The sequence below is a fragment of the Clostridium nigeriense genome (genome assembly GCF_900086595.1).
Lineage (GTDB): Bacteria > Bacillota > Clostridia > Clostridiales > Clostridiaceae > Clostridium > Clostridium nigeriense.
In genome coordinates this window covers 1,606,970-1,633,881 of record NZ_LT575472.1, presented here as the reverse complement: position 1 = coordinate 1,633,881, position 26,912 = coordinate 1,606,970, and the positions used below count along the sequence as shown (strand labels likewise).

27 protein-coding genes are annotated in these 26,912 nt (G+C 26.3%); 4 read left to right on the top strand and 23 right to left on the bottom strand.

What is annotated here, in order from left to right:
• Positions 1-100: 100 nt before the first annotated feature.
• The 8 genes from BN6774_RS07720 to BN6774_RS07685 form a co-directional block, all read right to left on the bottom strand.
• A complete protein-coding gene (locus BN6774_RS07720) occupies positions 101-2,149 on the bottom strand; it encodes an FtsX-like permease family protein (protein WP_066892167.1) in 2,049 nt (682 codons plus the stop codon).
• Positions 2,139-2,906 (bottom strand): ABC transporter ATP-binding protein, encoded by a 768-nt coding sequence (locus BN6774_RS07715; RefSeq protein ID WP_066892164.1) that lies wholly within the window; start codon positions 2,904-2,906, stop codon positions 2,139-2,141. The genes BN6774_RS07720 and BN6774_RS07715 overlap by 11 nt, the downstream gene beginning before the upstream one ends.
• 145 nt (positions 2,907-3,051) lie before the next feature.
• On the bottom strand, positions 3,052-4,071 hold the full coding sequence (locus BN6774_RS07710) for a sensor histidine kinase (protein WP_066892161.1): 1,020 nt from the start codon (positions 4,069-4,071) through the stop codon (positions 3,052-3,054).
• The gene (locus tag BN6774_RS07705; RefSeq protein ID WP_066892157.1) at positions 4,068-4,736 is read right to left on the bottom strand and encodes a response regulator transcription factor; all 669 of its coding nucleotides are present in this window, start codon (positions 4,734-4,736) and stop codon (positions 4,068-4,070) included. Before BN6774_RS07705 ends, BN6774_RS07710 begins: the two co-directional genes overlap by 4 nt.
• Before the next feature lie 45 nt (positions 4,737-4,781).
• Entirely contained in the window at positions 4,782-5,090 is a 309-nt protein-coding gene (locus BN6774_RS07700; protein WP_066892154.1) for a hypothetical protein, read from the bottom strand.
• Between the two features lie 43 nt (positions 5,091-5,133).
• Positions 5,134-6,558 (bottom strand): sensor histidine kinase, encoded by a 1,425-nt coding sequence (locus tag BN6774_RS07695; RefSeq protein WP_066892152.1) that lies wholly within the window; start codon positions 6,556-6,558, stop codon positions 5,134-5,136.
• Positions 6,558-7,604, bottom strand: a complete 1,047-nt coding sequence (locus tag BN6774_RS07690) for a sensor histidine kinase (RefSeq protein ID WP_159426822.1) — start codon at positions 7,602-7,604, stop codon at positions 6,558-6,560. Before BN6774_RS07690 ends, BN6774_RS07695 begins: the two co-directional genes overlap by 1 nt.
• 1 nt (position 7,605) lies before the next feature.
• Positions 7,606-8,301, bottom strand: a complete 696-nt coding sequence (locus BN6774_RS07685; RefSeq protein WP_066892146.1) for a response regulator transcription factor — start codon at positions 8,299-8,301, stop codon at positions 7,606-7,608.
• Positions 8,302-8,796: 495 nt separating this feature from the next.
• Here BN6774_RS07685 and BN6774_RS18960 point away from each other — a divergent pair, with 495 nt between their 5' ends.
• The 3 genes from BN6774_RS18960 to BN6774_RS07670 all read left to right on the top strand — a co-directional run bounded on the left by BN6774_RS18960 (position 8,797) and on the right by BN6774_RS07670 (position 10,043).
• Positions 8,797-8,928 carry a hypothetical protein gene (locus tag BN6774_RS18960; RefSeq protein WP_268873133.1) on the top strand — a complete coding sequence of 44 codons (132 nt, stop codon included), beginning with the start codon at positions 8,797-8,799 and terminating at the stop codon, positions 8,926-8,928.
• Positions 8,929-9,022: 94 nt separating this feature from the next.
• A complete protein-coding gene (locus BN6774_RS07675; protein ID WP_066892140.1) occupies positions 9,023-9,694 on the top strand; it encodes a hypothetical protein in 672 nt (223 codons plus the stop codon).
• Positions 9,695-9,764: 70 nt separating this feature from the next.
• The gene (locus tag BN6774_RS07670) at positions 9,765-10,043 is read left to right on the top strand and encodes a hypothetical protein (protein WP_066892137.1); all 279 of its coding nucleotides are present in this window, start codon (positions 9,765-9,767) and stop codon (positions 10,041-10,043) included.
• A 109-nt stretch (positions 10,044-10,152) separates the two neighbouring features.
• Here BN6774_RS07670 and BN6774_RS07665 read toward each other — a convergent pair whose 3' ends face one another.
• The 14 genes from BN6774_RS07665 to metA all read right to left on the bottom strand — a co-directional run bounded on the left by BN6774_RS07665 (position 10,153) and on the right by metA (position 23,964).
• Positions 10,153-10,935, bottom strand: a complete 783-nt coding sequence (locus BN6774_RS07665; RefSeq protein ID WP_066892134.1) for a formate/nitrite transporter family protein — start codon at positions 10,933-10,935, stop codon at positions 10,153-10,155.
• 125 nt (positions 10,936-11,060) lie between these two features.
• The gene (locus tag BN6774_RS07660; protein ID WP_235829593.1) at positions 11,061-11,834 is read right to left on the bottom strand and encodes a sirohydrochlorin cobaltochelatase; all 774 of its coding nucleotides are present in this window, start codon (positions 11,832-11,834) and stop codon (positions 11,061-11,063) included.
• A 13-nt stretch (positions 11,835-11,847) separates the two neighbouring features.
• On the bottom strand, positions 11,848-13,125 hold the full coding sequence (gene hemL, locus BN6774_RS07655) for a glutamate-1-semialdehyde 2,1-aminomutase (protein WP_066892130.1): 1,278 nt from the start codon (positions 13,123-13,125) through the stop codon (positions 11,848-11,850).
• Between the two features lie 2 nt (positions 13,126-13,127).
• Positions 13,128-14,096: a porphobilinogen synthase gene (gene hemB / locus BN6774_RS07650; protein ID WP_066892127.1), complete on the bottom strand. Its 969-nt coding sequence runs from the start codon at positions 14,094-14,096 to the stop codon at positions 13,128-13,130.
• 1 nt (position 14,097) lies between these two features.
• Entirely contained in the window at positions 14,098-15,585 is a 1,488-nt protein-coding gene (gene cobA, locus BN6774_RS07645; RefSeq protein ID WP_066892123.1) for a uroporphyrinogen-III C-methyltransferase, read from the bottom strand.
• A gap of 4 nt (positions 15,586-15,589) precedes the next feature.
• Complete coding sequence (hemC, locus tag BN6774_RS07640) at positions 15,590-16,465, bottom strand: hydroxymethylbilane synthase (protein WP_066892120.1); 876 nt, start codon at positions 16,463-16,465, stop codon at positions 15,590-15,592.
• A 10-nt stretch (positions 16,466-16,475) separates the two neighbouring features.
• Complete coding sequence (locus tag BN6774_RS07635) at positions 16,476-17,144, bottom strand: NAD(P)-dependent oxidoreductase (protein ID WP_066892117.1); 669 nt, start codon at positions 17,142-17,144, stop codon at positions 16,476-16,478.
• Positions 17,102-18,307: a glutamyl-tRNA reductase gene (hemA, locus tag BN6774_RS07630; protein ID WP_066892114.1), complete on the bottom strand. Its 1,206-nt coding sequence runs from the start codon at positions 18,305-18,307 to the stop codon at positions 17,102-17,104. The genes BN6774_RS07635 and hemA overlap by 43 nt, the downstream gene beginning before the upstream one ends.
• 240 nt (positions 18,308-18,547) lie before the next feature.
• Positions 18,548-19,510 (bottom strand): sulfite reductase subunit C, encoded by a 963-nt coding sequence (gene asrC, locus BN6774_RS07625; RefSeq protein ID WP_066892110.1) that lies wholly within the window; start codon positions 19,508-19,510, stop codon positions 18,548-18,550.
• 12 nt (positions 19,511-19,522) lie between these two features.
• A complete protein-coding gene (asrB, locus tag BN6774_RS07620; RefSeq protein ID WP_066892107.1) occupies positions 19,523-20,317 on the bottom strand; it encodes an anaerobic sulfite reductase subunit AsrB in 795 nt (264 codons plus the stop codon).
• The gene (asrA, locus tag BN6774_RS07615; protein ID WP_066892104.1) at positions 20,310-21,326 is read right to left on the bottom strand and encodes an anaerobic sulfite reductase subunit AsrA; all 1,017 of its coding nucleotides are present in this window, start codon (positions 21,324-21,326) and stop codon (positions 20,310-20,312) included. Before asrA ends, asrB begins: the two co-directional genes overlap by 8 nt.
• 228 nt (positions 21,327-21,554) lie before the next feature.
• Entirely contained in the window at positions 21,555-22,247 is a 693-nt protein-coding gene (locus BN6774_RS07610; RefSeq protein WP_066892101.1) for a Crp/Fnr family transcriptional regulator, read from the bottom strand.
• 222 nt (positions 22,248-22,469) lie between these two features.
• The gene (locus tag BN6774_RS07605) at positions 22,470-22,868 is read right to left on the bottom strand and encodes a DUF2871 domain-containing protein (RefSeq protein ID WP_066892098.1); all 399 of its coding nucleotides are present in this window, start codon (positions 22,866-22,868) and stop codon (positions 22,470-22,472) included.
• A gap of 178 nt (positions 22,869-23,046) precedes the next feature.
• Positions 23,047-23,964 carry a homoserine O-acetyltransferase MetA gene (gene metA / locus BN6774_RS07600; protein WP_066892095.1) on the bottom strand — a complete coding sequence of 306 codons (918 nt, stop codon included), beginning with the start codon at positions 23,962-23,964 and terminating at the stop codon, positions 23,047-23,049.
• A 156-nt stretch (positions 23,965-24,120) separates the two neighbouring features.
• Here metA and ade point away from each other — a divergent pair, with 156 nt between their 5' ends.
• Positions 24,121-25,857 carry an adenine deaminase gene (gene ade / locus BN6774_RS07595; RefSeq protein WP_066892092.1) on the top strand — a complete coding sequence of 579 codons (1,737 nt, stop codon included), beginning with the start codon at positions 24,121-24,123 and terminating at the stop codon, positions 25,855-25,857.
• Between the two features lie 55 nt (positions 25,858-25,912).
• Here ade and BN6774_RS07590 read toward each other — a convergent pair whose 3' ends face one another.
• Complete coding sequence (locus BN6774_RS07590; protein ID WP_066892089.1) at positions 25,913-26,806, bottom strand: LysR family transcriptional regulator; 894 nt, start codon at positions 26,804-26,806, stop codon at positions 25,913-25,915.
• Between the last annotated feature and the right edge of the window lie 106 nt (positions 26,807-26,912).

The following is a 26,912-nucleotide window of genomic DNA, read 5'->3' as shown; positions in this document are numbered from 1 at the left end:
AAAAAGTAGTTTTATATTTAAATATAAAACTACTTTTTTATAAAATAATTTTAATATCCTAGTCTTCAAATATCTAAATTATTAACTAATAGCCTATAATTTAATCATTAACATTCCTTTTAAAAGAATAATATGTTCCAACAAAATAACATATATAAACTATAATCATCAAAGTAACACCAAAAACTATACTTAAAATAAAAGTAGTATCACCAACATATACATTAATTATATCCTTATAATATAAATAATAGTTATATGTAAATATTGAAACACCAATCATTGCTATAGCTATAGGAACTGTGAAGTACAATGAAATTTGTTTTAGTATAATCTTATCTATTTCCTTACCCTGAACCCCTAGTTTTTTAAGCACACTAAATCTATCCTTATGCTCAATAGAATCAGAAAGCTGACTAAGGGATAAAATAGTTAAACTTATCATAAGAAGTACTACTCCTAAATATATTCCAAGAATCCTCATAGCTAAAGTCATATTTAAAATATTATTGGTTTCTAAGGAATTAACTCTTGTATAAATTACACTCTTTGTTATATCACTTTCACTGCTATACTTTTTAACAAATTCAGAATTATTTTTTCTAAACCACTCATATACATAATTATATTGAAAATCATCAGCCTCTTCATAACTCATTTCATTTTCAATATTAGCTAAAAAATTAACTTCTAAAAAATCAAGTTCTTCACATACTTTATCTGGTAAGATTATAATATTATCTCTCTTGTGGTAAAAGCCTTCTCCAATGGATTCTTTATAATTTGAATTCTCACTAATATTAAAGATTTTCCCATTGATATTCAACTGATAATTTTTCTTTAAATAATTATTTATTACTTCATTATTAGTAGCACCATGCCATTGAGTAGTAAACTCATTCTCTTTAAGTTCTATTTCTTTATATCCTAGCATACTTCTTAGTTTATTAAAATCACTTAAACTTATTGCTACATTAAATGTATTATTTTCATCTATATTTACTATATATTTTTCTACCTCACAGTAACTTTCCAAATCATATCCAGTATTATTTAAATAATCTATAACTTCGCTATAATCTAATTTAGGTAGCTCTTTAACATCCCTTATATTAGCTTCTTTTAAAAATCTTGTATTATAATTATTTCTTATATCTATATCATATGGAACTCTCATCTCTAAATATCCAAGTGACCATTGAGCCATTACAAGTGTTATTATAAAACTTATCATAGCTCCCAAAAAAGTCATTGATATTGTAGCCATTAATATTGGAGCTGTTTTTATTTTAGATACTATTGATCCTATTAAAAATAAATTTGTTCCTTCATACTTAAAATTAATCCATTTATCCTTTATATAAATCATTATATAAGCAATTGAATAAAATAAAGCATAAGTTCCTATTATAAAAGTAATTAAAGATACTCCTATATACATCAAATATATTGGACTATAATCATTCTTTGAATTTAATATTTTAATAGTACAACTACCACAAATACTATATAAAATTACTGATAAAGCAAATATCGAGCTATATACCTTTCCACTTCTTTTAAACTGAAACTCAACTTGTTTATGAGCATTTAACATATCTATAAGTTTTAATTTCCTTAAAACTATAACATTATATAATCCTATTATACAAAACATAGATATAAAGAATATAAATGTAATACATACTGTATCCATATATAATCTTAGGCTAAATATTATTTCTTGTTTTGCACTTATTAAAACTATAGCTGTAATTGCTTGAGAAAATAAAGTTCCTACAAATATTCCTGCTATTATGGCTAAAATTCCAATTACAAGCGTTTCAACAAAAAACATTAATGCCACACTTTTTTGCTCAGCTCCAAGTAATACATATGTTGCAAATTCCCTTTGACGCCTTCTAATCATATATTTATTTACGTAGCTTACAAGTAAAATAAGAATTGCTGTAATCACATAGGTTGAATACTGCAATATTAATTTTAAAGTTTTAAAGTTATAAGACGCCTCAGTGATTAACTCATAGCTTGAACTTGAAAGTGATGTAATTGCATAAAACAAGCTTACGCATATTGTTATAGTTATAAAATAAATTAAATAATCTTTAATAGATTTTTTTGCATTATTTTTAGCCAGCTTAGCGTACATCTCTAACATCACCGCCTAATAATGCCACTACATCTAATATCTTATTAAAAAATTGTCTTCTTGTATTATCACCCTTTACTAATTCCGTAAATATTTTTCCATCTTTAATAAATAATATCCTGTCACAATAACTAGCTGTAAAAGAATCATGTGTTACCATTAATATTGTTGCATCTAAATTCTTATTCAAATTTGATATCATCTCGATTAACATTTGTGCAGATTTTGAATCAAGTGCTCCTGTTGGCTCATCAGCTAAGATTAACTTAGGATTTGTTACTAAAGCTCTTGCACATGCTGTTCTTTGCTTTTGACCTCCTGATACCTCATAAGGATATTTTGAAAGTATATCTTCTATACCTAATTCTCTTGCAACATTTAAAACCTTATTATCAATCTCACTTTTTTTAGTTTTGTTTATGGTAAGGGCTAAAGCTATATTTTCATGAATCGTTAATGTATCTAATAAATTAAAATCTTGAAATATAAATCCTAAGTTCTCTCTTCTAAACTTTGCTATATTCTTTTGATTTATTTCTGTTAAGTCTTTTCCATCTAAATAAATATTTCCTGAACTAACATCATCTATTGTAGCTATTAAATTTAACAATGTTGTTTTTCCTGAGCCAGAGGGTCCCATCACTCCAACAAATTCACCTTTTTTAACCTTAAAGCTTATACCATCTATAGCTTTAACTATATTTCCTTTATTACCATAATATTTTTCAATATTACTGATTTGTAATACTTCATTCATTTATTATCACCTCAAAAATATTTTAGCTTATATACCACATTCTAGATTCGATTTAATATTACTTTTAGGTGACAATCTTGTAACATTATTAAATCATAATTTAGCAAACAATTTCTTTAACTATAAACTACTTCTATGAAGGTTACTAAGCACTAGGTTTCATTACAAAATTTCCTATAGGAAAAGTAATAATCACTTTTGTGTACCTATTTAATTCTGATTCTATATCTATTAATAAACCTAACTTATGGCATAATTTTCTACATAAATATAATCCAATCCCAGTAGATTTACTGTTTAATCTTCCTATATTTCCGGTGAATCCTTTTTCAAATACTCTCTCTAATTCATCTTTAGGTATACCTATCCCATTATCTTCAATAACTAATTTAATTCCATTTTTTATTTCATCTAAATATACCTTAACTTTTGGATCCTTACTATCTCTATACTTTATAGCATTTACTATTATTTGATTTAAAATAAATTCAAGCCACTTGCTATCGCAATATACTGTTTTATCTATGTTATTTATATCAATCTCTATATTATTTAAAATAAAACCTTGTTTATTTCTTGTAATCACATTATTTACACAGTCTTGTAAGCTTATTTCCTTTACAAGATAATCTTTATCTACATTTTCACTTCTTGCATAGAATAATGCTTGCTCTACATATCTATCAATTTCTTCTAATTGCATAAGTATTATTGAACTTTTATCTGTTCTATTGTTTTCTTCAATTAGTTTTATAAGTGATATAGGCGTTTTTACTTCATGAATCCACTGCTCTATGTATTCTTTATACTCTCTAAGTATAAACTTTTCATTATTAATTTCTTCCCTCATTGACTTACTTGATTTTTTAAGAATATAATAATATGGTTCTGCTTCAAAAAATGGAGGAACTTCTAATACTTCGCTTATTAAATATTTTTTATCTATATTTTCTAAACATCTTTCTATTAATTCAAAATGATTTTTTCTTTTTTTATAAGCAATAATAAAGTAGGTAAGTAAAACAATAATCCATAAAAGTACTATTATAGTTACTACTTTTAATTCATTGCCTATGCTAAGTAGAAAAATAGATAAAGTTATTACTCCTATAATATTTAAGGATATTATTCCTATGTTACTTTTTAAGTAATCATTAAAACTCATATAATATAACCTTGCCCTCTTTTTGTTTTAATAAAATCTTTTAATCCTATTTCTTCTATTTTATTTCTTATTCTTGTAATATTTACTGTAAGTGTATTGTCATTTACAAACATAGAACTATCCCATAAATACTCCATTATTTCAACTCTTGATACAATTTTCCCTTTATTAACGAATAAATAATATAATATTTTAAATTCGTTTTTTGTAAGCTCTCTGCTAACTCCATTGTGTTCAATAGTACTTGCCAAAATATTTAATTTTAAGCCATTATACTCAATTACATCTAGATTATTATTATTTGGATATGCCCTCTTAATAAGTGCATTTATTCTAGCTAAAAGTATTTGTGTATTATAGGGCTTAGTAATAAAATCATCTCCTCCTAAAGTAATCGCCATTAGTTCATCTATATTTGTATTTCTACTTGTTATAAATATTATAGGTATCTTTGAATAACTACGTATTTCTGTGCATATTTTAAATCCATCATCCTTGGGTAAATTTATATCTAATAAAATCAAATCTGGATTATTTTCTTTTACTAGTTGAGGTATCCTCTCAAAATTCTTTGGTTTTAGTACATTATAGCCGTTCATTTCTAACACGTTTCCTATTTCATTTTGAAGTTGTTCATTATCGTCTATTATCATTATTGTAAACATATTTTTCTCTCCATTTAATACATCTTTTAAATAAGTAATATCAATTTATTTAATGTAGTTTAATTTATTCAAATTTAATACTGCTTCTTCAATGGCTTTTATTATTTCTTTCTTACTTATATTCTTACCTGTTCCATTGTAAGAAAAAAATCTTTCAATTAATGTATCAGTTGCACCCATTATAGTATTTAAATCTTCAATAGTTTCTTCCTTTATATTATTATATTGCAATTTATTAACTAGTACATCTGAACAAAAGTAAAAGCTATTACTATCCAAGCCCTTTCCTGTAAGTAACATACTTCCACTATACAATACAGTTTCTAATGCATAAAGGTTACTAGCAAAATACATATACTCATAGTTAATTTCTTCTTCATTTAAGCCTCCTTTTCACTTATAACATTACACTTACAATAAAACTGTCTTCTTTTATTTCAATATTAAATTCTCCCCCTTGTGATTCAGTTAGCCCCTTAGCAATATCTAATCCTAGACCTGATCCCTCTGTACTTCTTGATATATCGCCTCTTATAAATCTTTCTACTAACTTTTCTGCATCTATATTTATTCTTTCTTTTACCTTATTAATAAAAGTAACATTGCTGCGTTTATTGACTTTATTTTCATCATATTCAATTACTATAAATATATCTGATGGGCTTAAAGCGTACTTTATGATATTAGAAATTAAATTTTGATATATTCTAAGAATTTTATTATAATCTCCACTAATCATAATTTTATTTTTCTCTTTATAAGCAACTTCTTTAGAATTAATATACAGCCTTATGTTTATGTTTAACTTTTTCTCTATTAATTTTTCTTTTACTTCAAGTAATGCTTGGTTTAATACCTCTCTTATATCTATTTCTTTTATCTCTAAATTAATTGAACTAGAACTTGAAATAATAGAATATTTTAAATCCTTTAATAAAGCACTTATTCTATTGGTCTTTCTTTCTAATATATCTAAATACTCTTTTTTATGTTTTTTATCTATATCTTCTTTACTTAAAAAATCTACGTAATTAAGTACTGAAGTTAAAGGAGTTCTTAAATCATGAGAAATATTAGTAACTAAATCAATTTTATTTATATTAGATATAGCCTCTTTATCTTCTATAGTCTTTGACATAGAAATAAGTTCATATATAGACCTATTAAGAATATTAAACTCTAGTCCATTAAATACTGCATAATTATTTTTATTATTATCTAAAATCTCAATAACCTTATTAATATTGCCTTCCTCTAAAAACTTAATTGTCTTATCTAAAATTAAATTCAAGTTTCTTATTATTAAATTATTCTTCAAAAGACTTATATAAAGATATATTGCAAGTGTTACATTTAATATAATTATCCAAACTAATATAGTAAACTTTATATCTATCCCTTCCATTGTTAGCTGAAAAATAATTTGATAAAAAATCATATAAAAAACAACTGAAAAAACTAGCTTAATAAACCTATCGAATACTTTTATTTTATAGAATTTTTTTTCGTATTCTTCCATGTTACTTTTATTATATATCCTACATTTTAAAACTATTTGAATTAATGAAATAGCTACTATTATAGAAAAAACTACCCAAGTTAATAAAACTATATATTTAGGGCCTTCTGTATTATAATTTGGTAAAAATTCCCCTCCAGTTTTATTTACTAATTTTCTTACTACAAAATAATTAATTAAAATTAATATCTTACCTATCATTGTTTCTATTAATACTTTTTCATTTATTAATGATAAATTTTTAGCCTCGTAATCTTTAAGCCATCTTGTATTATTTTTTAGTAACGCTTTATCTAATAACATTAGATTACCCCCTTGTCTAAGGAAACTTCATCTTTCGTCGTTAGATTAAAAGTAATAGTGACTTTAAATAAATCTCCATCAATGTCAATTTTAAAATTTCCATTTTGTAACAAAACTAAATTTTTAGCTATTTCTAATCCAAGACCTGAAACATCTTCACTTTTATTGTTATTTATTATATGTACCAAGTCCTTTGGTTCTATATTTAACTCCTTTTGGGAAGTATTCTTTAAAATTATATATAACTTCTTATCTTCTTTTTTTACATCTAAATAAACTCTACTATTTTCTAATGAATGCTTTATAATATTATCAAAAAGAATTTCAAATACTCTCCATAACATTTCTCCACTACAAGATAAAAATGTTTCTTCCTTTGGGAAATTACTTCTAACAACTAAATTATTATCCATTAATCTATCTTCTACTTCCACTATAGCTTGTTTTAAAAACTCTGTTATTTCAATATTATTTAACTCTACTTTCATATCTCCTGTAGATGTCTTTGAAGCTTCAAATAATTCTTCAACTAACTTTTTTAAATTGTTAGATTTAGTCTTTAAATTTTTTATTTCTTCCCTATTATTTTCTTGTAATTTTATTTTATCTATAAGTGTAAGAATATCTTCTAATGGATTATTTAATTTTTCTGTTAAATTATTTATAAGCTCCATATTAACTTTTTCATTTTTTTTAATATTAATATCTGTTCTTTTTAAATTTAATGCTATATGATTTATTTTATCTATTAGCTTCTCATAATTATTATTTATAGGTACTTTAATTTCTTTCTTATTAAATACTTCTCGCGTAATATAATAACTTGTTTTTTCTTCATTTTTAAATATATCTATCCAAGATTCAATTCCATTCCAAATAAAAGAACTTATATTATTATTTTTTAATAATTTTAAAAACATCAATATATTTAACAATCCCAAACTTCCAATAAGGAATATTAAAACTTTATAATTAGAAGATATATAAATTGATGTTAGTGTCAGAATACCTACTACTATAGAAATTAAGTATTTTATATTTTTCATATTACTTTTCAAATTTATAACCTACTCCCCATACCACTTTTAAATACCTTGGTTTTTTGGGATCTACTTCTATCTTTTCTCTTATCCTTCTTACATGTACCATTACTGTATCTGTATTAAAACAGGGTTCTTCCCAAACTCTCTCATATATTTCCTTTGAAGAAAATACTCTTCCTGGATTACTTAAAAGAAGTTCTAATATCTTATACTCTGTTTTAGTTATTTTTATTTCCTTTCCATCTAATTCTAATACTTTTTTAATTTTATCTAATTTTATACTTCCATAAGACAAGATATCATTATCATCTTCTTTCCCATAATTCCCCAAATCTACATATCTTCTTAACTGAGATTTAACTCTTGCTATAAGTTCTAAAGGATTAAAAGGTTTAGTTATATAATCGTCAGCTCCAATGTTTAATCCTAAAATTTTATCTATATCTTGAGATTTAGCAGATAAAATTATTATTGGTATATTTTTATCTTCTCTTATATTTATTGTAGCTCTCATCCCATCCATCTTAGGCATCATTAAATCCATAATGACTAAATGTATTTCTTCTCTTTTAATTATATTTAATGCTTCTATTCCATCATAAGCTTTAATAATATTTAAGTCTTCATTCTTTAAATATATTTCAATTGCATCTGTTATTTCTTTTTCATCATCAACTACTAAAATATTATATTTACCCATATTTTTTAACCATCCCCTTATACATTACTAGCATATGTAAATTATAACATCTATGCTTTTATAATAAGATATAAACTTTAAAATAATCTATACTATTTCTAACAAAATTCTTAAAATAAAACTTTTTTAATTAAATATTTATTCATGATATTTTTTAAAAGAATTCTCTGTTTTATTTGAATATTAATAGTTATTCTTTTTTTAGCAAGAATACATTATTTCCATTTATTATGGAATTATGTTCCAAATAAATATATAATAAACATAATTATATTATATTGTGAGTTTTAGAAATAGGAATTTGTAAATTTATTAAAAAGGGGTGAAAATATGAGGGTTTGCTGTAAATGTAATACCGAAATCAGCATTACACATATACTGAAATCGACTTATAAACGTAATGGGATAATAGAGTGTAATAAATGCCACTCTAAATTTAAAATAAAATATTATCTACTTATTGTGATGAGTCTTATAGCCTTAATTTGTACGATAATGAGTTACGTAACTACGTATTATCCAACTACAATAGTAAATAGTATCATAAGGGGAATACTTGCTGTTGTTATTGAATTGATGATATATACAGGATTAGCCTTTTCTGTACCATGGGAAGAAGAACAATAATATATTATCGCAATTTTAATATATTATTAATTAATTTATAGTAAATGGATAATTGTCTTATTTATATATAATTGAGGAAAGGGGCTATAACAAAATGATTGATAGTATTCAGAGGATATTTAGATACTCATTTGCTATTGTTATCACCATTGCATTTATTGCAATGATTTTTTATTTTTTGACTGGTTTAAAAAATAAAAATTATATAAAGGCAAAAATATTTAAGATAGTAGTTATAATATCTTTTCTTTTAATTGTTTTTAATATAATAGTAACACATGTATATAACAAATTTTATCTAAATGGAAACAATGAAGGTAATATTAAGAGAAGTATAATTAAGTTACAAAACAATGATATAAGTGACTTTGAAGACATCTTCATTATCAAGGAAATTCAACTTAATGAAGAGTTAGTTGTTATTTATAAGAATAAATTAAACTGTGGCATTGCCGAATTTAGTAAGGATAAATTAGGAGATTATAAAATTAACCATTTACAAAGTGGGAGTGTCTATGAAATAAATTTTTATCTAACTATGAATATAAATAATATTAATCAATATTTTATAGTATATGGTGATGGAAGCAATTTAAAATTTAGTAAAGTTGAGATAGGAATAAATAATAATTATGTTACTATTAACATTCCAGAGGGTATGTTTGTAGAAATAATAAATATAAATCAATTTTCTAATGGAGATAATTACACTTATACTTATAGATATTATGATAAGTATGGAAAATTAATTGAAGAACATCCTTAAATTATTAAAACATTTCAATATTGAGCGATTGTATAATAATTAAAACTATATAAAAATGGTGGTGATTATTATGAGTAAAAAAAGAGATGTGTTACAGTTTAGAAAAATTTCTTTGATATTTTTATTTAGTTCTATAATTATTTCTATTATTGCTACTCTTTTAACTATTGATATATTAGGAATTGTTGGAGCAATATTACTGACTATCTATATTTTAATGTCAGTAATATTCTGGAGATGTCCATTCTGCAAAAAGCGATTGCCAACGAGGTTCAATATAGCAAATGTAGACGAAGTTTTATGTCCATATTGTAACTCAAATCTATTATACGGTGAAGAAAATATATAATATCAATATTAGGAAATCTCTCAATCTATTACGAATTAAAGTCCAGCAAATTATTTTTTTGCTGGACTTTTCTAGTATTACATAATATACGTATATAAATATTATAATATTATTTTTCTTTATTTCCACTTGTAATATAGTAATATGGTAAAGCTAAGAATAATGCTCCTCCAATAAAGTTTCCTATTGAAACTAATATTATATTATATGCATAACCACCTAGAGTTATTGTTGATGGATCAATTAAATATCCCATAGCTAAAAAGCTCATATTAGCAACACTATGTTCAAATCCTGCTGTAATAAAGGTAAATAAGCACCAAAATATCATAAGTATTTTAGCTGTCTCTTCTTTTAATTTATAACACATCCAAACTGCTAGACAAACCAATATATTACATAATATACCCTTAATTATTAATTGCCCTGCTGGAGCACTAATTTTAGTATAAGCATTACTTACTATAAATTCTCCAATATAATCACTTTTTCCACTTGTTAATCCAGCTTGAACAAATAATACCGCTCCAAGTATTCCACCCAAAATGTTACCAATCCAACTTGCAACCCAAATTTTAATTGCATCTATCCATGTAACTGTTTTTTCTAATGCTCCCATAGTCATAATCATAGCGTTACTTGTAAACAAGTCTCCCCCTGCCATTAAGACTAAGCTAAGAGCTACACCAAAAGATGCTCCCATTAAAATTTTATAAGTTTCAACTCCATTATGATGCATTATACCACCTATAGTATAAATAAGCATAATTCCTAAACTTACAAATAAACTTCCCAAAGCAGAACTTACTAAATATCTAGTTTTACTTCTTTTTAGCAAATTGCTTTTTAACTCTGCTGAATGGGCTAAATTATGAATTTCTTTACTGTACATGATGCACCCCACTATATCGTCAAAATTTTAACAATAATTGCCATAAGCAATTCTTTTTTTGCCAATCACATTGTACAATGAAAAACAAAGTTTTGCAAATAAAACTTTGTTTTTCATATTATATATTAACCCTTAATCTTATTTATATAAAACCTTCTAATTTCATCATACTCTAATAATGATTTATTAACAGAACATACCTTAATATTGTTATCTTCAAATAATGATTTCCAAGAATTTTTATCGCCAAAAATATCTTTTTTTATATGATTACCTGGTAGTATAAGAATTGGAGATATTAAAACTTCTTCAATATTATCTCTTAAAAGTTCTTTTAATATGTCTTCTTTTCTTATTTCTCCTTCCAATGTTCCCATATAAACATTTTTAAATCCTTTTTTATTAAAGGTACTTTTTAATTTATTGTAACTTTCTGTATCTATAGTTTTAGAACCATGCCCTACTAAAACTATACTCTTATCTTTTTCTAAATTTTTTTCAATAGAATCAACTATTAAATTACATCCTTCTAATAATTCCTTTTCCTCTTTTCCCATAATAGGTTTTCCTAAAGTTATTTTAGAAAATGAATAATCATATTCCTTTATAATATTTTTTATTGATAAGAATTCGCTACCTTCTATTATATGTAATGGTTGTATATAAACTTCCTTATATCCATCATTGCCTAAATTAAATAAGACTTCTTCTAATCTAGGTACTATTTTCCCATATTTATTAAATAAAATATTTGTTATTATACTAGATGTAAAAGCCTTGCATATATAATATTTATCACTAAGTGAATTTCTTACTTCATCTTCAAAGTTCTCAAGAAAATTTAATCCCTCTAAATTAGCAGTTCCAAAAGAAACTATAACAACTGCCTTCATTGACATAAAGTCATCTCCTTTAAATATTAAATTTTTTAAAGGCCTCTAAGAATTTATTTATATGCTCTTCTGTGTGAGCAATACTTAAAAATAAAGCTTCATATTGAGATGGAGGTATATTAATACAATTATTAATCATATGCTTAAAATATTTTTTAAATATTTCTTCATTACAAGTCTTAACATCAGCATACTTCTTAACTTCTTTTAAATCTGTAAAGAAAATTGTAAGCATTCCTCCATATCTATTTATAGTTAATGGAATTGACTTTTCTTTTGCTATTTCTTTTATTCCATCTTCTAATAATTTACCTAGTTTCTCAATTTTATTATAATATTCTTCTTTATTATTTTTTATTTTATTTAAAGTAGCTATTCCTGCCGCCATAACTATTGGATTCCCTGACATAGTTCCAGCTTGATAAACCTCACCTAATGGAGATAAACATTCCATTATTTCCTTCTTACCACCATATGCACCACAAGGAAGGCCACCCCCTATAATCTTTGCATATGTAACTAAATCAGGCTTAACCTTAAATAACTTTTGAGCCCCTTCAAAGGATACTCTAAATCCACTCATAACTTCATCAAAAATTAATAAAGCTTTATACTCATTACATAGTTCCCTTAATAAAATCATAAATTCATCTTCAGCCTTAATAACTCCCATATTGCCTGCAACTGGCTCAATAATAACTCCCGCTATATCATCACCATATTTATTAAATAGTTCTTTAATACTTTCTTTATCATTATAGGTTGCTATTAAAGTATTTTTTATACTATCTTCAGGTACTCCCAATGATCCTGGTATTCCATTAGTTAACACTCCTGATCCCGCTTCTACCAAAAAACCATCAAAATGTCCATGATAGCAACCAGCAAATTTAATAATTTTATTTTTCTTTGTGTATCCTCTTGCAAGTTTTATAGCGCTCATAGTTGCTTCTGTACCAGAGTTAACCATTCTAACCATTTCAATATTCCCTAAATTTTTACATAAAAATTTAGCCATTATAAGTTCTAATTCAGTAGGTGCTCCAAAAGCTATTGCACTTTCTGACACCTCTTTAATAGCTTTTACTACATCTTTATCACAATGACCTAAAAACATAGGGCCCCAAGCTAAAACAAAATCAATATAGTCCTTACCCTCTTCATCTATTATTATAGCCCCTTTTCCACTCTTTATAATTGGTGGTGTCATACCAGTATTTTTATAAGAACGGACTGGAGAATTTACTCCACCAGGCATATACTTTTTAGATTCATGGAATATTACTTCATTTCTCATACCTAATTCTCCTTTAACCATCTTACTGCATCTAAAGCATAATAAGTTATTATAATATCTGCACCTGCTCTTTTCATAGAAAGTAGCATTTCTAATGCAACTGCTTTTTCATTTATTAATCCTGCTTCTGCTGCTGCCTTAACCATTGCAAACTCACCACTTACATTGTAAGCACAAATTGGAACATCTACTGTTCCTTTTGCTTTACTTATTATATCTAGGTACGACATTGCTGGTTTTACCATAATTATGTCTGCGCCTTCATTTATATCCCATTTTATTTCCTTTAATGCTTCCTCTGAATTTGCAGGATCCATTTGATAAGTTTTTCTATCTCCAAATTGTGGTGCTGAATGAGCTGCTTCCCTAAATGGTCCATAGAAAGCTGAAGAATATTTAGCTGCATAACTCATTATTGCTACATTTTCATATCCATTATCATCTAATACTTTTCTTATATGTCCAATTCTACCATCCATCATATCAGAAGGTGCTACCATATGAGCTCCAGCCTTTGCACAAGATAATGATATTTTCCCTAATATTTCAAGGGTTTTGTCATTGTCTACTTCATTACCATTTAATATTCCACAATGCCCATGACTAGTATATTGGCACATGCAAACATCTGTAATTATATATAAATCATTTGAAATTTCTCTTATTTTTCTGATTGCTTTTTGAACAATACCATCATTATTATAACTTTCTGAACCAGTATCATCTTTATGACTTGGAAGCCCAAATAGTATAATTCCTCTAATATTATTTTTTTCAACTTCTTTTATTATTTCAGGAAGTCTATCTAAAGACCAATGATAATTCCCTTTCATTGATGATATCTCTTCCTTTATATTTTCACCTTCTACAACAAAAATTGGGAAAATAAAATCCTTAGAACTTAATGTATTTTCTCTTACTAAATCTCTAATTGCTGAATTTGCTCTTAGTCTTCTTCCCCTTTTAATCATATTATTCACCTTTGCTTTCTTTATATGTTTTATATATTTCTACTATTTCATCTAAGAAACCATCTTCTGAATGCTTTCTGCACATATGACTAACTATGTCACTTTCTTTTAATGCTTTAAAGGTTTGTGGCCCAATTGCAATATTATGCTTTTGCTTAATTTTATCTACTCCAAATAAAGATATCATATTATTTACAGTACTTGGACTTGTATATAAAATAAAATCTACTTCATCAAATACTTTTTTATTTTTAACTTCTCCACAAATTGTATCATAGGTATGAATTCTATCTACAGTTAAACCTAATTTTTCAATTTCATCTTTTAAATAGCTCCTACTTCCTGATGAACAAGGAAGTAATACCTTTTCGCTACTATTTAGATGGGGTTTTAATGAATTAAACAAACCTTCTCCTACAAATTCTCTTGCCATAAGAAAAGCTTGAATACCTTTTTGTTCAAGAGCCTTTCTAGTTGCTTTCCCTACTACTGAAAATTTAGCTTTTATATTTCTTATATCTATCTTGTTTTCTATTATGTATTCAAAAAATAAGTTTACTCCATTTACTGAAGTTAATAATATATGATCATACTCATGAATTTTATCTTTTACTTCATCTAAGTTTTCTTTAGTAGAGTGAATTTTTATAGAATTTATTTCTGTTACCTCTGCTCCTAAATCCTTTAATTTTTTCTTTAAATTAGATGCTTGTTCTCTAGATCTTGTTACACAAATATTAGAACCAAACAGCGGTTTATCTTCATACCAATTTAACCTATCATTTAATGAAACAACTTCCCCCATTACTATAATACATGGAGATTTCAATTTAGCCTTTTCTACTTTTTCTTCAATATCCTTTATAGTTCCAACTACCTTTTTTTGTTTTGAAGAGGTTCCTCTCATAATAACAGCTACCTTAGTATTCTCATCTTTTCCATTACTTATTAGATTTTTAATAATATCTCCTAAGTTATTAAGACCCATCATAAATACCAAAGTTCCTTTTTCTTTAGCAACAGCTTCCCAATTAATGTTTAATACTCCCGCTGTCATTCCTGTAATTATATGAAAACTTTGAGACATTCCTCTTTGAGTAATAGGAATTCCAGCATAATTTAATACTGATATAGGAGATGTAACACCAGGAATAACTTCAAAATCTATATTTTCTTCTATTAATGCTAAAGCTTCTTCTCCACCTCTTCCAAAAACATATGGATCTCCACCTTTAATTCTACCAACTATATGTCCTTCTTTAGCTAAATTAACTAAAGATTCATTTATTTCTTCTTGTGTTTTATAATGAGCTCCAGGCTCCTTACCACAATAATATACTTCACATTTTTCATCTAAGTAATTTAATATATTATTTGAAACTAATCTATCATATAAAACTGCTGTACATTTTTGTAGTGCATCTACTGCTTTTATTGTTAATAAATCCTCATCTCCTGGTCCTGTACCAATAATATAAACCTTACTCATTTTACTATCCTTTCATTATCTTATTAGCTAATTTTATTCCAAGTTCAATATTTTCTTCTAAATTTCCTAAAATATCTTTCTTTACTATTTTTCCTCCACCTACATCAAAAGTTCCTATCATATATAAATCATTATTTTTAATTTCAGAATAAACGCCAATTACACTATGACATCCACCATTTAATTTTCTCATAAAGCTTCTTTCAGCTTCTACAGATATCCTAACCTCTTTATTATCTAACTTCTTTAAATAAGAATTGTATTCTCCATTAATTAAAGCTTCAATTCCTAAAGCTCCTTGCCCAATAGCTGGTAAAAACACCTTAGGATCAAAATAATCTGTAATGATATTTTCCATCTTAAGTCTTTTTAAGCCTGCTGCAGCTAAAATTATTCCATCCATATTTTCATTTTGCATCTTTTCTAATCGAGTTTGAACATTTCCTCTTATGGGAACAATCTTTATATCTTTACGAAGTTCTCTAAGCATTGCTGCTCTTCTTATACTGCTAGTTCCTATGATAGCCCCTTCTTTTAGTTCATCAAAATGAATGTTATTTCTTGATACAAAAACATCCCTAATGTCTTCTCTTTCTGGAACAGCTATAAGTTCAAAACCTTCTGGCAATTCAAAAGGTACATCCTTCATACTATGAACAGCTGCATGAGCTTCCTTATTTAATAGAGCATATTCTATTTCTTTTACGAATAATCCCTTACCACCTATTTTATCTAAAGTTACATCCAATCTTTTATCACCTTCTGTAACTACTAATAATTTCTTTGAATTTATATTATTTATTTCTTTTATAAGTTCCATAACTCTTTCCGCTTGTACTTGAGCTAATTTACTTTTTCTAGTTGCTATAATTATCTCCATAAAATATCTCCTATAAATTCTTGTATAATTTATTTAATATTTCTTTCCCAAAAAACATTTCAATAACTAATTTATCTTTTTTCTTATCATAAATATATTTAAAATCTTCGCTACAAACAAATTTAATTATGTCTTTTTTATATTCCTTTAGTATTTTGGCTTTCCCTCGTATTAAAGAAGAATATCCAATAAAATCATCATATTCACTTAATGTTTCAATTATTTTTTTAGCTAACAATAATGAACCATTAGGATTTCCATGATTAGTATTTATAGCAAAACTTATATTTTTCAAGCTTCTTTGAACAGGAGCAATTGCCATACTTTCTAAATAATTCTCTGCAAAAATATAGATTTTATAACTTTCTTCACAATCTTTTTTAATTTCATTATTTATATTTTTATCATTAGTTGCTATTACTATCAAGTGTTTATCTCTTATAAACTCTTTATAATAAGAATTATGGATAAGCTTAACATCCATTAAATTATTAAATTCATCTATAAAATCTAAAGCCAATACTTCAACATTACATTTTTTAGATAAAAAGTTTTTACATTTAATATAAGAAGCTTTTCCTCCACCTATTATGCCAACATTAAGTTTATTAGAAATTAATGAAAGGTAAGTGTACTCTATATCTTCTTTAGAAATATCTTTTCTAATATTTTTATACATTCTTTACCCTGCCCCTTTAACTGCTCTTCCTTTAATACTTCAATAGCTCTATTTACATAATAATCCGAAGTACTTTTTATAAGTATCTTAGCAATTTCTAAATCTTTTTCATCATGACATTTATTTTGTAGCGTTTTTTCTCTTTCTTCTATTATCTTAGCGCTATTATTTTTTATATCCTTTATTACAGTGGATACTTCTCTAATATTCTTCCACTGAAAGAATTCTTTTATATAGTTTTCTATGATAGATTTATAACTTAGCATTCTCTCTTTTCTTAAATTCTTATTTTCATCATCCATTAAACTTATTTCATCTATATCATAAAGTCTTACTCTTTTAAATTCTTTTATTTTGTCATCTATATCTCTTGGCATAGCCAAATCAAAAATTATAATATTTCCTCCATATTCATTAATATGTTTCTTTTCTATAATCAAATGTGGAGCAGATGTACAAGATATTACACAATCCATTTCATTTATAATTTTTCTTCCTTCGTCATAAGTTGTAACAACCACTCTTTCATCAAATATATCCTTAACTTTTTCTGTATTTCGAACTACTAAAACTAACTTTTCTATATTATTTGAAAGAGCATATTTAACTACTAAGCTACCAACTTCACCATATCCAATAACCATAATTTTTTTCGATTTATTTTTTATTGCTTCACTTACTGCAATAGAAGCAGAAGACACTGGTATTTCATATAACTTCCCTTCAGTCCTAAACTTTTTACCACAAGTAATAGCTTCTAGAAATAGCCTTTGTAATTCGCTATTTACTGATTTCAAATCAATGGCTGTTAAATATGCTTCTTTTATTTGCCCTAAAATTTGGTCTTCCCCTAATATTTTAGAATGAAACCCACAAACTACTTCCATTAAATGTTTCACAGTTTCTTTTTCTTCTAAGTAAAAGCAGCTTTCTTTTAAATTAATATCCCATTTTAATATTTCAAAAATTATATTTAAGCTTTCTTCTCCCTTTAAATTACCTCTATAATAAATTTCCGTTCTATTACAAGTGGATAGTATAACTACCTCTTCAAAATATTTAAGCAACTCTTCCGTATATTCTTTTCTCTTTCTTGGAGATAAACTTAATTTTTCCCTTATTTCTACCTTAGTGTTTTTCTTAATACCTAAAAGCTGAATCATATCACTTCTCCTAAATTTATTAATATGTCTTAAGTTATCTTACCCCTATTATACTCCTATTAATAATTTTTTTCATTTCTAAATATTATTATATTGATAAGACACTTTGAAAGTATAATTAATTAATGAAAGGAGCTGTCTTAGACAGCTCCTTAAAACTTCATATATTTATTTTAACTATTTAGAATCCTATTTGTCTAATAGGTAATATTTATTTCATTTATAAGTAAATGCCTATAATTAGTATCTTATTCCACTCCAATAAATATTATCCTTTACTATCGCCTTATTAGATAAATTTACTCCTTCAAGAGCCCATTTTTTAAATTCCATAAATCCAGTTCTATCAACTATATATCCAATATGCTCCTTGCCACCTGGAGCATTTTTATCTATATACTCTTCAACATATTTATAAGTGTTTAAAATGATTTTAATTATACTTTCTTCATCAACCCAAACAATAAAGTCTTCTGCGAGTCTTGGGTTTTTCTTACCTGTTCTACCCATTATAGCTAACCTATAATATTTTTCCTTACTTCTAGTCCACGCACCAGTTGGACAATTAATTACACATTCCCCACAACCTATACATTTACTATGATCTCTTACTGGTCTATAGTTTTCTGGATGTAAAGCTCCTGTTGATTTTTTAGTACAAGCTCTAACACAAGCCCCACAAGAAACACATTTATCCTTATCAAATTGTGGTTCAGTCATTCCTATAATACCAAAGTCATGCATTCTTGACTTAATACAATCGTTTGGACATCCTGTTAATGCTATTTTAAAATGTAAATCATTTGGGAAGATTGCTTTTTCTATTTTCTTTGCAAAGTTAGTGGTATTATAATTTGCATAAGGACAAACTTTATTTCCTATGCAGGCAGATACATTTCTTGTTCCTGCTGCTGTATATCCCTTATCTGGAACTTCTTGATTTATTTCTAATCCTTCAATTATAGGTTGAAGGAGAATGTTAACCTCTGCTATATCTTCCATGTCTATTCCTGGAATTTCAAAACCTTGTCTTGTTGTTAAGTGAACTGTTCCATCACCATATTTGTCAGCTATTTCTTGAATTAAAGTTAAATATTCAGCCTTTAAGAATCCACCTGGAACTCTCACTCTAGAAGCTGTTACCCCTCTATTTTTAGTAACTCTAAAAGCATTTTTTTTCAGCTTTTTAGTATTTATATCCATAGTGTCTTCCTCCTAATCTATTAATTCTTTTCCTTTTACATAATTAAACACTGGTCCATCTAAACAAATATAAGTATCATCTATTTTACAATGTCCACATTTACCTATTCCACAACACATTTTTCTTTCTTGTGAAATCCATATATTTTCTTCTTTAATTCCAAGCTTTAAGAATTCTAATACAGTAAACTTCATCATCATTGGTGGCCCTACAACAATAACTTGTACATTTTCTTTATCCTTTATTTTCAATTCAGGAATATACTTAGTTACAAGTCCTACATTCCCTTTGTATCCTTCTTCTGCACCATCTACAGTTAGAATAAGATTCATATTCTTTTCCCAAGATTTAATATCATCTTTAAAAAGAATATCCTTTGGAGATTTAAATCCTGAAATTAAAGTAAAATCTCTACACTCTTCTTTATTATTTGAGAAATAATCAACTATTCCTTTAACTGGTGAAAGTCCTGTTCCTCCAGCTACTACTACAATCTCTTTATTTTTATAATTTTCTATATCAAAGCCATTTCCATAAGGCCCTCTTAAAAATAGTTTATCACCTACATAGTTTTTAAATATCTCATCAGTTACTTTTCCAACTTTTCTTATAGTTAAATCAATATAGTTTTTACCTATTCCACTTACTGATATTGGAGCTTCTCCATACTTAGGTAAAGATACTTCAAAAAATTGACCTGGCTTTACATCTCCTTTAAACTCCATTCTAAAAGTGTATTCTATTTCAGTATGCTCTATAACTTCTAAAATTTCTGATATAAATGGTATATATTCATTTTTATTCATTTGAATTCACCTCATCCATAGCTTTTTCTAATTTATTTACACAATTTGAGAATGAAATATATTCTGGACATATATCATCGCATCTACCACATCCAACACACATATGGTATCCCCATCTCTTTTTGTAGTCATGTACTTTATGAAGAACTTTAAATCTCATTCTTTGTCCCTTATCCTGTCTAAAGCTATGTCCCCCAGCCATATCTGTATATCCATCAACATGACATGAAGCCCATACTCTTCTTCTTTCTCCTACTTTTCCATTATCCTTATAGAATATATCTTGCATTGTAAAGCAAGTACATGTTGGACAAACAAAGTTGCATCTTCCACATGCTATACATCTTTCTCTATATTCATTCCACATAGTAGATTTCATAACTTTTAATTCTAGATTATCTGGAATGTTTACTTTAACCTTATTATCTTGAACAAAATCTGGCTTTACATCTAACTTTTCATTATTTAAGTTTTCAAATATGTTGATGAACTCATCATCTTTAATATCTAAATAAACTTCATTACCTTCTTGTTTTATATAAGCATTATATTCTTCAGTTTTATTACTTCCCATACTTACACAGAAGCAATTATCAAAGCTTTTTTCACATCCTATAAGAATAAATTTTGCTTTTTCTCTTAGTTTTTTATAATATGGATCTTCAAATCCATTTCTTAAATATATATCATCAATTCTTCTTAATGAATGAATATCGCAACTCCTTAAAAATACAAGTATTGATTTTTCATCTAAATCTGGTTCTTTTATTTCCTTTTCTGTAAAGAAAAATAAAGTTTGTGTTATTGGAAGAAGAACTTCTTTATATGAAAAGGCTGATTTTTTGTTAAATTCTATTTCTTCTATTCTAGATACTTCTCCGTATCTTACTATATCTGTATCTGAAAATCTTCCTTGCCCTTCAAATATTTTTGGAGCATATATTTTATATTTTTTACTTAATTCACTTAATCCTAAATTGAAATCTTCTACTTTAAGTTTATATCCCATCATTAACACCTCTTAACTTTATTTTTTCTTTATATATCTTCATTAAATTAATCTACGCTTCAGAATTGTTATAATAATAACAATCTCATGTATAAATTATAAATCTTAAAAAAAATAAAAACTGTGATAAATATCACAGTTTATTTATAATTTTTATTTATATTTTTAATTTAAATAATTATTAACATTTTCTTTCTTATATAAAATGTTAAATATTATACAATTTTTCTATTTACAACCTCTAAAAAATTGTGAAAGTTTATCTCTATCTCTAACTACAATCTTTTTCTTTTCCATGATTATTAGGTCATTTTCTTGTAAAATTTTTAATGCTCTAGATATTGTTTCCCTTGGTGTTCCAAACATATCAGCTAAATAGGTTATACTTACATTTAAGTCTATTAGAGTACCGTTTTCAATCTTAATTCCATAATCCTTAGATAATTTCCAAAGCTTTGCTGCAACTCTTTTTTCAACTTTTATTGGTGTAGAGTTCTTTAACTGCCTATATAATCTTCTTACCTTCCTTGTTAAAGAAGACATAACTATTTTTGTTAATTCAAAATCACTTCTCATTACTTCTTCAAATTTAACTCTATCAAAAGATAATATTTCTGCCTTTTCAAACACTTCACAATTAATAGATGCTGGTAAATCATCTAAAACTACTGCATTTATTATAGTATTTTCATTCAAAATAAATATTATTTTCTTTTGAGCTGATTCATTTAGTTTATATAATGCAACTTTTCCACTATATACAATATGTACTCTATTAACTTTTTCCTTATCTCTAAATATATGACTGCCCTTCATAAAGCATCTACTTTCTCCAAAATCAGATAAGGCTTCTTTAGCATCTTCACTTACATTTTCAAATAACTCCATTTTATCTAACTGAGCTTTAACTAATTCTTTCATCTTATTACACCTAATTTCTATGCTTTATAATATAACTATATACTATTATATTTAAAATTTCAAAGATAGTAATTTTTTAATCTTTATTTACATTTATATATTTTTCAGGTCTTTAATATAAAGCTTTTTACATTAATAAAAAAATTACACCTATTAATTTTGCTTATATATTTCTAAATTCAAGAAATTGCAAAATTAATAGGTGAATTATATACTTTATTATTATTCTTTTATAGCTTTATTAACTATAACTACAAACCAAATTAATGCTACCCCTAAAAGAGCATGTCCAAGTCCAGCTATATGGCTTAAGCCTGCAAAATCCTTGCCTAATACTTGAAGTATTCCCCTAGCAGTAAAAGTAGCTAATACATATACTAATGAAACATTATAAAGAATTCCCCATCCTTTTATACCTTTATTTTTTGATATATTAAAGTTTTTCTCTAATAGTAAAACTAAAATAAAGAATACAAATCCTAGAGTTATTGCATGAGTGTGAACTACAGATAAAACAGTTTGTCCTTCAAACCCATTAATTTTTGTAAACTCCCTATAAAATACTCCCATAACTAGTCCTAAAATTAAATAAAAAGTTGCTAAATTAAAATATTTCTTCATTACGCCCTCCACATTGTAATAAATATTATTTCTTAATACTAATTCTATATAATAATATAACTAATTAAGAAAAATTTCAACTTAAATAAAATTCCATATTAAATAACTATTAGCTTAATAAATATTTACTCAATAAAAATAAGAAATATACATTCTTATACAATTTTAAATCAATTTTCTACTTTATATTTTCAATGATAAATGGGGTATTTTGATAAATACAGTAATTTAGCCAATTACCAAATACTATATTTGCGCTTCCCCTCCATTTAACTAATGGTTCACTATTTATATCATCTTGTGGAAAATAATTTTTAGGTATATCAATCTCTAACCCTTTATTTAAATCTCTTAAGTATTCATTTTTTAAAGTATCTCTATCATACTCTAGATGCCCCGTTATAAATATTTGTCTTTTATCTTTAGTTGCAATTATAAAAGTTCCAGCTTCTTCTGATTCAGCTAATATATCTAAAACTTTAACATTTTCAATATCCAATTTATTAATAGTTGTATGCCTTGAATGAGGAGCATAAAATATATCATCAAGTCCTCTTGTTAAATCTTCATTTTGATTATTAACCTTATGTGGAAATACTCCAAACATTTTACTTATTAAAGGTCGCTTCTGTATATTGTAATGATAATATAATGCTGCTTGAGCTCCCCAACATATATGAAGGGTTGAAAAAACATTAGTTTTACTCCACTCCATAATTTCTTCTAGTTCATTCCAATAATCTACATCTTCAAAATCCATAGTTTCAACAGGTGCCCCAGTTATAATTAACCCATCAAACTTTTGGTATCTTACTTCATCAAAATAGTTGTAGAATTTCTCCAAATGTTCTATAGGAGTATTTTGTGAAGTATAGGTTTTAGTTTGTAATAATGTAACCTCTACTTGTATTGGTGTATTAGACAAATATCTTAGCAATTGATTTTCTGCTTGGATCTTTATTGGCATTAAATTCAAAATTGCTATTTTTAGTGGTCTTATGTCTTGTGTTTGAGCTCTTTCTATATTCATTACAAATATATTTTCTTTAGATAGTACCGTAAATGCTGGTAGCTCCCTTGGAATTTTTATTGGCATAATTAACCCCCTCCTTATAAATTATTAAAACATAAAAAAAATTAATTTTAAAGTTATTATTTCTATATAATTCCATATCAATATATCAATATAGTTTTTGACATAATGTAAATAATTTCATATAATATATTAAAATATATGGTCTGGGGTGGTTTTATGAGTAAAAAAGATTTTATTTCTCAAATTAAAGCTTCTAATAAAACTGATAATTGCGACTTAGTAATTAAGAATATTAATATTATTGATGTATTTCAAAGTTCATCCTTCATTGATAACGTTGCAATAAAAGACGGGGTTATAGTCGGCTTTGGAGAGTTTCATGGTAAAACAGAAATTGATGGAACTGGTAAGTTTATTTGTCCAGGCCTTATTGATGCCCACGCTCATATTGAATCTTCTCTTGTTACCCCAAAGGAATACTATAAGGTGTCCTTATTACATGGTATTACTTCTGTAGTTTTAGATCCACACGAAATTGCTAATGTTTTAGGTATAGATGGAATTAAACTAATAATGGATCTTTCAAAGAATATTCCTTTTGATTGCTACTTTATGCTTCCCTCCTGTGTGCCTTCCACTTCCTTTGAAACTTCTGGTGCTACTTTAGAAAACGAAGATTTAGCTCCACTTTATAGAGAAGATAATGTTCTTGGTTTAGCAGAAGTAATGAATTTTCCTGCTGTAGCTCATTGTGATGATAGAATGATAAATAAACTTTGGGAAGCAAAATCAAAGAATCTTATAATTGATGGTCATTGTGCTGGGTTATCAAAGGACTTTTTGAATATTTATTCTACCGCAAATATTCTTACAGATCATGAAGCTATTTCAAAGGAGGAAGCCATAGAAAGATTAAAACGCGGTATGTATGTTCATATTAGGGAAGGCTCTGTTGCTAAAAATTTTAAAGAACTTATTAAAGCAGTTACTATTTCAAATTCAAGAAGATTTTGCTTTTGTACAGATGACAAGCATATAGATGACTTATTAGATAATGGAAGCATTGATTTCTCTATAAGGGAAGCTATCTCCCATGGACTCCCACCTGAGACTTCTATTCAAATGGCAACTTTAAATCCTGCTGAATGCTATAATTTAAAATATAAAGGTGCAATTGCTCCTGGATATATAGCAGATTTTATAATACTAGATGATTTAATTAACTTTAAGATTAATTCAGTCTATAAAAATGGTAATTTAGTAGTTAAAAATAGTAAGTTAGTCATAGAATCTAATAACGATACATTTCAATATAGAAAAATAAACAATTTAAATATTAAAAATATCACCACTAAAGATATAGAAATTCCAATAACTAATAAAGAAGTGTTAAATATTATAGGTATTACCCCTAATAAATTAGAAACTTCATATATTAAAATTAATATTAAAGATTTAAATAGTAATGATACTTTTAAATCTGATACCTCTAAAGATTTCCTTAAAGTTGCAGTTATTGAAAGACATAAATCTACTGGAAATATTGGTCTTGGGGTGATACATGGACTCAATCTTAAATATGGTGCAATAGCAACTACAATAGCTCATGATTCTCATAATCTAATTGTTACAGGGACTAATGATGAAGATATGATTTTTGCTATAGAAAAGCTTAAAGAAATCAATGGTGGAATTATTGTTGTTAAAGATAAAAAAATATTAGCTTCCATTGCATTAGAAATTGGTGGACTTATTACATCTAGAGGATATAAGGAAGTTATAAAGGATTTAGAAAGACTTCATCTTGCAATAAGAAATATAGCTCCTAAAATTAATTTTAACCCATTTTTAACCTTGTCATTTTTATCACTCCCTGTTATTCCTGATTTAAAGCTTACGGATAAAGGTCTATTTGATGTCAATAAATTCAAATTTATTCACGTTACTGATTAAAATTTTATTAGGGCTGCTATACGTAGCCCTTAATATATATATTTTCTTTTATCCTTTAATATAAATCATTTTTCACTTCTATATTTTTTACTATTTCAATTAATTTTTTAAAACTTGTAGTTTGTACTTTTCCTTTTGAAAATACAATATGATTGAAATTAACTAAGTTTAAATTTTCTACATTAATCTCTATTAGTTCCCCAGACTCTATTTCCTGCTCTACTAATACTCTACATATAACTAAAACACCTAAATTTTCTTTTGCTGCATTTACTAATACTTGTGAATTAACACTTGTCCAATATTCTTTCACTTTTATATCATGTAGCATTAGAGCACTATCAAATATATCTCTTACGGAGCTTCCCTTTTCTCTCAATAGGAGTTTTTCCTCTGTTAACTCCTTTATAGTTATTTTGCTTTTCTTAGCAAGCTTATGATTAGGGGATACTAATATTGATATATCATAAGAAGAAAATTTAAGTTGCTCTAAATCTTCATTATAAACAACCCCCTCTATTAATCCTAGGTCAATTTCATTCTTAGATAATCTTTCTTCAATGCTTCTTGCATTATCTACTATTACTCTAATAGGTGTTTTAGGACATTCTTCTTCAAAGCTTCTAACTATTCTTGGTAATTGAAAGTTTGCAATAGTTATACATGAACCTAATTTTATAACTGCATTTTCTTCTAATTCTTTTATATCTTTTTCTAGAGCGTCATATAGATCTAGTAATTTTAATACCTTTACTAAAAACAATTTTCCAGTCTCATTTAAATATAATTTTCTAGAAATCCTATCAAATAATTCCACTCCCAAATGCTCTTCTAATTCAATAATAGTATGAGAAACAGCTGGCTGAGTCATAAATAGTTTTTCTGCAGCCTTAGTTATACTTTTTTCTTCACATACAACTTTAAATATACGTAAATGCCTGATTTTCATTTTACACACCTACTCATTACTATTTATTTATATATTATATAAAATTATACTATTTTACTTATATTTGGTCTATAGTATATACTATCTTAGAGGGTTGGAATTTAAA